Annotated in this window: 7 protein-coding genes; all 7 read right to left on the minus strand. The window is 56.6% G+C overall.

Going from position 1 to position 7562, the window contains the following annotated elements; genetic code table 11:
* Positions 1 to 2 precede the first annotated feature (2 nt).
* Positions 3 to 647 (minus strand): 16S rRNA (guanine(527)-N(7))-methyltransferase RsmG, encoded by a 645-nt coding sequence (gene rsmG / locus ACVWSC_RS29065; RefSeq protein ID WP_107024407.1) that lies wholly within the window; start codon positions 645 to 647, stop codon positions 3 to 5.
* Positions 644 to 2536: a tRNA uridine-5-carboxymethylaminomethyl(34) synthesis enzyme MnmG gene (gene mnmG, locus ACVWSC_RS29070; protein WP_442111065.1), complete on the minus strand. Its 1893-nt coding sequence runs from the start codon at positions 2534 to 2536 to the stop codon at positions 644 to 646. The genes rsmG and mnmG overlap by 4 nt, the downstream gene beginning before the upstream one ends.
* A gap of 515 nt (positions 2537 to 3051) precedes the next feature.
* Entirely contained in the window at positions 3052 to 4422 is a 1371-nt protein-coding gene (gene mnmE, locus ACVWSC_RS29075; protein WP_442111067.1) for a tRNA uridine-5-carboxymethylaminomethyl(34) synthesis GTPase MnmE, read from the minus strand.
* Between the two features lie 83 nt (positions 4423 to 4505).
* A complete protein-coding gene (gene yidC / locus ACVWSC_RS29080) occupies positions 4506 to 6188 on the minus strand; it encodes a membrane protein insertase YidC (protein ID WP_442111070.1) in 1683 nt (560 codons plus the stop codon).
* 2 nt (positions 6189 to 6190) lie between these two features.
* Positions 6191 to 6436 (minus strand): membrane protein insertion efficiency factor YidD, encoded by a 246-nt coding sequence (gene yidD / locus ACVWSC_RS29085; protein WP_133213589.1) that lies wholly within the window; start codon positions 6434 to 6436, stop codon positions 6191 to 6193.
* The gene (gene rnpA / locus ACVWSC_RS29090) at positions 6429 to 6833 is read right to left on the minus strand and encodes a ribonuclease P protein component (RefSeq protein WP_442114394.1); all 405 of its coding nucleotides are present in this window, start codon (positions 6831 to 6833) and stop codon (positions 6429 to 6431) included. The genes yidD and rnpA overlap by 8 nt, the downstream gene beginning before the upstream one ends.
* A gap of 13 nt (positions 6834 to 6846) precedes the next feature.
* Entirely contained in the window at positions 6847 to 6981 is a 135-nt protein-coding gene (gene rpmH / locus ACVWSC_RS29095; protein ID WP_002551315.1) for a 50S ribosomal protein L34, read from the minus strand.
* Positions 6982 to 7562 lie beyond the last annotated feature (581 nt).

Consider the following 7562-nt stretch of genomic DNA (forward strand, 5'->3'; position numbering starts at 1 on the left):
AATCATGCCGTGCGGCGCAGTATCAGCAGATGGCGCTGGCCTTGGCAACCCGGAACGGTCAAGGCCTGCTCGCTATCCACTCTGAAATCTGCTGGCAATGCTACCAGCTCATCAGCAGGATGCAGCCCTTTCATTGCCAGCCACTGCGTCTGTTCGTCGCCCAGGTGGCGCGTCCAGTTGGTGAAGTTCTCCATGCTGCTGAAAGCGCGCGACACAATTCCGCTGAACGGCTGTGCCGGTTGGAACTCTTCGACCCGCTTGTGGATAACTGTCAGGTTGTCCAGTTTGAGCTCCAGCTTCACCTGGGTCAGGAAGCGGGTTTTCTTGCCGTTGCTGTCGAGCACCGTGACTTGCTTGTCCGGATGCAGGATGGCCAGGGGAATACCCGGCATGCCACCACCGCTGCCGACATCGAGCCAGCGCTCGCTGTGGATAAACGGCATGACGCTCAAGCTATCGAGCAGATGACGGGAAACCATTTCGTCCGGATTGCGCACGGCAGTCAGGTTGTAGGCCTTGTTCCACTTTATCAACAGGGCCAGGTAAGCCAGCAATTGCGCATGCTGCGCCTCGCTCAGCTCGACACCGAGCTGGCGGGCACCTGTGGACAACTCTTCGGCGTGTTGAGGGGTGACCTGAGAACTCAAGCGCTTTGCTCCAACTCGCGGCCAGCGCCGCGTTTTTTCAGATGAATCAGCAACAGGGAAATCGCCGCCGGGGTCACGCCGGGAATACGCGATGCCTGACCGAGCGTTTCCGGACGGGTCTGGCCGAGCTTGCTCTGAATCTCCTTGGACAGACCGGAAATACCGCTGTAATCGATATCGTCGGGCAGTCGGGTATCTTCGCTGGCACGCAACCGGGCGATTTCTTCCTGTTGCCGGTCGATGTAACCGGCGTATTTGGTCTTGATCTCGACCTGTTCGGCCACCTGTGGATCGATTTCGTTGCCGCCGGTCACTTCCATCAGGCCAGCGTAGTCGATTTCCGGGCGGGTCAGCAGGTTGAGCAAGTTGTACTCATGGCTCAACGGTGTGCCGAATTTCTCGGCAATTGCCTGGCCTTGAGCAGTATCCGGGCGTACCCAGGTGGTTTTCAGCCGTTGCTCTTCCAGGGCAATGCCTTCGCGCTTGGCACTGAATGCAGCCCAGCGTTGGTCATCGACCAGGCCCAACTCGCGACCTTTTTCGGTCAGACGCAGATCGGCGTTGTCTTCACGCAGGATCAAGCGGTACTCGGCGCGCGAAGTGAACATGCGATACGGCTCCTGGGTACCCAGGGTAATCAGGTCGTCAACCAGTACGCCGATATACGCTTCATCACGGCGCGGGCACCAGCTTTCGCGGCCCTGGGCACGCAACGCGGCGTTGGTACCGGCGAGCAAACCTTGCGCACCGGCCTCTTCGTAGCCGGTGGTGCCGTTGATCTGTCCGGCGAAGAACAGACCGCCAATGACTTTGGTTTCCAGGCTGTACTTGAGATCACGCGGATCGAAGTAGTCGTACTCGATGGCGTAGCCCGGACGCACGATGTGAGCGTTTTCCATACCGCGGATCGAACGCACGATCTGCAACTGCACATCGAACGGCAAGGATGTGGATATCCCGTTCGGGTAAAGCTCGTGGGTGTTCAGACCTTCCGGCTCGATGAACACCTGGTGGCTTTCCTTGTCGGCAAAGCGATGGATCTTGTCTTCGATCGACGGGCAATAGCGCGGCCCGATGCCTTCGATCACCCCTGAGTACATCGGCGAACGATCAAGGTTCGAGGCAATGATCTCGTGGGTACGGGCATTGGTGTGGGTAATCCAGCAACTCACCTGCCGTGGGTGCATGGCTTTGTCGCCCATGAACGACATCACCGGGATCGGCGTATCACCAGGTTGCTCGGTCATGACCGAGAAATCCACAGAGCGGCCATCGATGCGCGGCGGGGTACCGGTTTTCAGGCGACCGACGCGCAGTGGCAATTCACGCATGCGTTGAGCCAACGCGTTTGCGGGTGGATCGCCCGCACGTCCGCCAGAGTAGTTCTGCAAGCCAATGTGGATAAGTCCACCGAGGAACGTACCACTGGTCAATACCACGGAGTCGGCGAAGAAACGCAGACCCATTTGAGTCACCACACCACGTACCTGATCTTGCTCGACGATCAGGTCATCGCACGACTGCTGGAATATCCACAGGTTGGGCTGGTTCTCGAGAATCTCGCGCACTACGGCTTTGTAGATAGCGCGGTCGGCCTGGGCGCGAGTAGCGCGCACCGCTGGGCCTTTACGGTTGTTCAAAACACGGAACTGGATACCGCTCTTGTCAGTGGCCAACGCCATTACGCCGCCGAGCGCATCGATTTCCTTGACCAGGTGGCTCTTGCCGATGCCACCGATGGCCGGGTTGCAACTCATATGACCGAGGGTTTCCACGTTATGGGTCAGCAGCAGGGTTTTAACGCCCATGCGTGCAGATGCAAGCGCAGCCTCGGTACCGGCATGGCCGCCGCCGATGACGATCACTTCAAAACGGGAAGGGAAATCCACCACGCACCTCGTGCCTGTTTCGGGAATAGATAGGGATAACGCACAAGTATAGGGAATTACCCCTCTCTAAAGGAACCTTTTGCACAAAATTTAACCAGCCTGTGGATGAGTGGCGAGCAATAGAAATTAATAGAGAGAAATTTATAAAAGCTTTGTTTTTATGTTTATTCTTATACACCACCATTTCTGTGGATAAGGTTCTACAGCCCTTGATCTGTGGTGTGTACAGAGAATTTAAACCCTGTGGTCTACCGGCCATGAGCGCTCTGGATAAGCGGTTTAAGCCTGTGGATTAAATGGCTACTTACACACAGGCGCGGTTATCTCCAGCCTTGAAGGCCAGTTATCAACGGAGCTGAAGGTTAGTTTTCCACAGGGCTTATTTCACCGATTTGTGGATAGACGCGCAGGGACAAAGACAGGTTCAGCCCATGGCTGACCTGGAAGGAAGGGAAAGTGAAGGAAGGAAACGCTGCAGCCAGGTCCGTTGCAGACCCGGCTGTGGATAAGAAAACTTACTTACCGATGCAGAAGCTGGAGAAGATTCGCCCCAATAGATCATCAGAGCTGAAGGCGCCGGTAATTTCACCCAAAGCGTGCTGGGCTTGACGCAAATCTTCAGCCAGGAGCTCTCCAGCCCCGGCCAAAGTCAATTGGGCACGGCCATGTTCCAGGTGTGCACTGGCCTGACGCAGCGCCTCCAGGTGACGCCTGCGCGCGCTGAAGCTGCTTTCCGCGGTCTGTTCGTAACCCATGCAGGCCTTCAGGTGTTCACGCAGCAGTTCAAGGCCCATGTCGGTGTCCTTGGCGCTGAGGGTAATGGTGACGTGGCCATCTTCGCTGTGTTCCATCGCCACACGCTCGCCACTGAGGTCGGCCTTGTTACGAATCAGCGTGACTTTGCCAGGATCTGGGCGCTGATCGAGGAACTCAGGCCACAACGCGAACGGATCGCTGGCCTCCGGCGCGGTGGAATCGACGACCAGCAGTACCCGATCGGCCTCATTGATTGCCTTGAGCGCACGTTCCACACCAATCTTTTCCACATGGTCGTCGGTATCGCGCAAACCGGCCGTATCCACCACATGCAGCGGCATGCCATCGATGTGGATATGTTCGCGCAGGATATCCCGGGTGGTGCCTGCGATGTCGGTGACAATCGCTGCTTCACGACCGGCCAGCACGTTGAGCAAGCTCGACTTGCCGGCATTCGGCCGCCCGGCGATCACCACCGTCATACCATCGCGTAGCAAAGCGCCCTGCCCGGCCTCGCGCTGTACTGTGGATAAATTCGCACGCACATCATCGAGCATGCCCAGTACGTGGCCATCAGCGAGGAAGTCGATTTCTTCTTCAGGGAAGTCGATGGCCGCTTCAACATAGATGCGCAAGCTGATCAATTTCTCCGTGAGGTTATCCACACGGCGGGAAAACTCACCTTGCAGCGAGCGCAAGGCATTGCGAGCCGCCTGTGCGGAACTCGCTTCAATGAGGTCGGCAATCGCTTCAGCCTGGGCCAGGTCGAGCTTGTCATTGAGAAACGCGCGTTCGCTGAATTCGCCCGGACGCGCCAGTCGGCAGCCCAGTTGTACACAGCGCTGCAGAAGCATGTCCAGGACCACTGGGCCGCCGTGGCCCTGCAGTTCCAGCACATCTTCACCGGTGAATGAATTCGGACCGGGGAAGTACAAGGCAATGCCTTCGTCGATGACCAGGCCATCATCGGCACGAAACGGCCCGTAATGGGCATGCCGCGGAGTCAGGGTACGGCCAAAGATGGCCAGGCCAGCCTGTTGTGCCAGGGGGCCAGACAGCCTGACGATCCCTACGCCCCCGCGTCCTTGGGCGGTAGCGATGGCGGCGATGGTTTCACGCACAGTGTTCATGCTCGAAGGCCTCACGACAAAAACGACAGATAGCAAAACGCCCCACGAGGGGGCGTTTATCCACAGGTTAGCTGGCTAACCCGTTAAGCAGCGGCTTTCTTGGTAGCCTTTTCGATGCTACGAGTGATGTACCACTGCTGTGCGATCGACAAGCAGTTGTTCACAACCCAGTACAGCACCAGACCAGCAGGGAACCACAGGAAGAAGAAGGTGAAGATGATTGGCATCATTTTCATTACCTTGGCCTGCATCGGATCCGGCGGCGTCGGGTTCAGCTGCTGCTGGATGAACATGGTCGCGCCCATGATGATCGGCAGGATGAAGAACGGATCCTTGATCGACAGGTCAGTGATCCAGAACATCCAAGGTGCCTGACGCATCTCGACGCTTTCCAGCAGTACCCAGTACAGCGAGAGGAAGACCGGCATTTGCACCAGGATCGGCAAGCAACCGCCCAGTGGGTTGATCTTCTCTTTCTTGTACAGCTCCATCATGGCTTGCGACATTTTCTGCCGGTCATCGCCATGTTGTTCTTTCAGCGCAGCCAGTTTTGGTGCCACGGCGCGCATGCGTGCCATCGACTTGTAGCTGGCGGCGGACAGCGGGAAGAACAGCAGCTTGATCAGCATGGTCAGGACGATGATCGACCAGCCCCAGTTGCCGAGCAGGCTGTGGATATGTTGCAGCAGCCAGAAGATTGGTTGAGCAATGAACCACAGAATGCCGTAGTCGACAGTCAGTTCCAGACCTGGGGACAACTCTTTGAGTTTGTCCTGAATCTTCGGACCGGCGTACAGCATGGTGCTGGTTTCGCCTTTGGCGCCAGCTGCGACGTTCAGCGCTGGGCCGGTGAAACCGATGATGTAGTTGCCCTGGCTGTCCTTACGCGTCTGAACGATGTTGTTTTCAGACTTGTTCGGGATCCAGGCAGTAACGAAGTAGTGTTGCAGCCAGGCTACCCAACCACCGGTTACATTTTCTTTCAGATTTCCCTTGTCGATGTCTTTCATCGACACCTTTTTGTAGGGCTCCGAACTTGTCCACAGGGCAGCACCCAGGTAGGTGGCGGTCCCGGTCGCGGTGCTCGAAGAAGGATCCGAGCTTGCGTCGCGCTTCAGTTGCGCGAACAGGTTACCACTCCAGGGTTGTGCACTCTGGTTGTCGATCAGGTAGGTAACAGTCAGGTCGTACTCACCGCGCTTGAAGCTGAAGCGCTTGATGTAGTTGACCCCGTTTTCGCTGAACTTCAGGTCGACGACCAGTTGGTTCTGACCATCAGCCAGTTGATAACTTTTCTGATCAGCGGCATACAGCGGGCGACCTGCTGGGCGGGCATCAGGGCCATTGGTACCGGTCAGGCCGCTTTGTGCCAGGTAGGTACGTTCGCCACCGTTGTCGAACAACTGGAACGGAATGTCCGGATGATCCTGACGGCGCGGATACTTAGGCAGCATCAGCTGGGCGATGTCACCACCGTTTGGATCGATAGCCAGGTCGAGCACATCAGTTTTGACCCGAATCAAGTCTTTGCTGACGGCAACCGGAGCCAGTTCGGCAGGGCTGGATTCAGCGTTGGCGCTCGGCACATCGGCGCTGGCGCCAGTGTTGCCGGCCTGCGCGGTGTCCGGCAAGGCCGGGGCAGCGTTGCTGGCAGCAGTATTCTGAGTCGGCAGGGCAGCCTGGCCGTAGTCCTGGTTCCAATTGAGGACCATGACGTAGGACACGATTGCCAGGGCGACGATCAGGATCGTGCGTTTAATATCCATGATTACTCGGCTATCGAAGAAGAACGGGAAGAGGGAGCTGGCGGAACCGGGTCATAACCGCCGGCATTCCACGGATGACAACGCCCCAGGCGACGAACGGTTAGCCACCCGCCACGTAAAAGGCCATGGTTTTCGATGGCCTCCAATGCGTAACAGGAGCAACTGGGGTAGAAACGACAGTGACTGGCCATCAGAGGACTAATGGCGTAACGGTAAAACTGGATCGGAACGAGTGCCAGTTTACGCATCTTGACTGTCTACCCCCACAGAGTCGGTGTTCACTGCTGGAGCGGGCCGACTGCGTGCGAGGCGCTTCCAGAGCTTGCCAAAATGTTGGTGCAATTCTGGGTTTTCAATCTCGCCCAACCCTTTGCGCGCGACGATCACGATATCCCAACCTGCAAGCAAGTGCTGGTTCAGGCGAAACGAATCGCGCATCAGGCGTTTCAGGCGATTGCGTTGAACGGAGAGCTTGACGCTCTTTTTCCCGATCACAAGCCCCAGGCGGGGGTGATCCAGACCGTTCTCGCGGGCAAGGAGCAGCAGGTTTTTCCCTGGGACCTTGCCGGTTGGGGAGTCGAAGACCGCTTTGAAATGTCGGGGTATAAGCAGACGCTTTTCCCGACTGAAGTCCTGACTCACCACCAGTGCCGAAAAATCAAACTGCCAGGCGCTTACGGCCTTTGGCACGGCGACGCGACAGAACGGCACGACCGTTCTTGGTGGCCATACGGGCACGGAAACCGTGAGTGCGAGCGCGCTTGATGGTGCTTGGTTGGAAAGTACGTTTCATGGCGTGTTACCTGGTTCGTCGACAACGGGCCGGAATGGCCCCCGTTTTAAGAGATCGGCGATTCTAGAGAAAGCGGGGCCATAGGTCAATTTCCAACCAGCTTTTCCTTATAGACGGAAATCCCCTCTTTCTTCGGCGAGCGATCCCGGTACGGGTATCACCACATGCTTAGACATAGAAAAAGAGAGAGGAATTATTTAAAGCTTTTCTGTAAAACTTATAAAGCTTAAGCGGACAACATCTGTGGATAAAGTTCTACAGGCCACGTTTTACGCCATGTACAGAGAATTGAAACCTTGTCGAGAAAGGGTGATTTGACTGTGGCGATGGCGCGGAAAAGCTGTGGATCAAATGAGCTGTTATCCACAGGCGGGTTATCCACCGATTTCAGCCCCCAGTTGTACAAAGACCTCAAGTGGGGTTATCCACAGAGCTTATTCACACCCCTAAAAGGTCATTTTGGTCAGTAAGCTGCTGATTTATCGCCATCCTCAACGCAGCTGCATGTGGATAACTGAGCGGCTGCTCGGTACAATGGGGGCTTGTTTTTGCCTCACCGGCTTTCAACTCAGGGGATATCC

Source organism: Pseudomonas sp. NUPR-002, from assembly GCF_056322725.1.

Excerpts from the sequence above, each read along its gene's own strand:
- yidD (WP_133213589.1), bottom strand. The coding sequence starts at position 6,436 with ATGCGTAAACTGGCACTCGTTCCGATCCAGTTTTACCGTTACGCCATT.
- yidC (WP_442111070.1), bottom strand. The coding sequence starts at position 6,188 with ATGGATATTAAACGCACGATCCTGATCGTCGCCCTGGCAATCGTGTCC.
- rpmH (WP_002551315.1), bottom strand. The coding sequence starts at position 6,981 with ATGAAACGTACTTTCCAACCAAGCACCATCAAGCGCGCTCGCACTCAC.
- mnmE (WP_442111067.1), bottom strand. The coding sequence starts at position 4,422 with ATGAACACTGTGCGTGAAACCATCGCCGCCATCGCTACCGCCCAAGGA.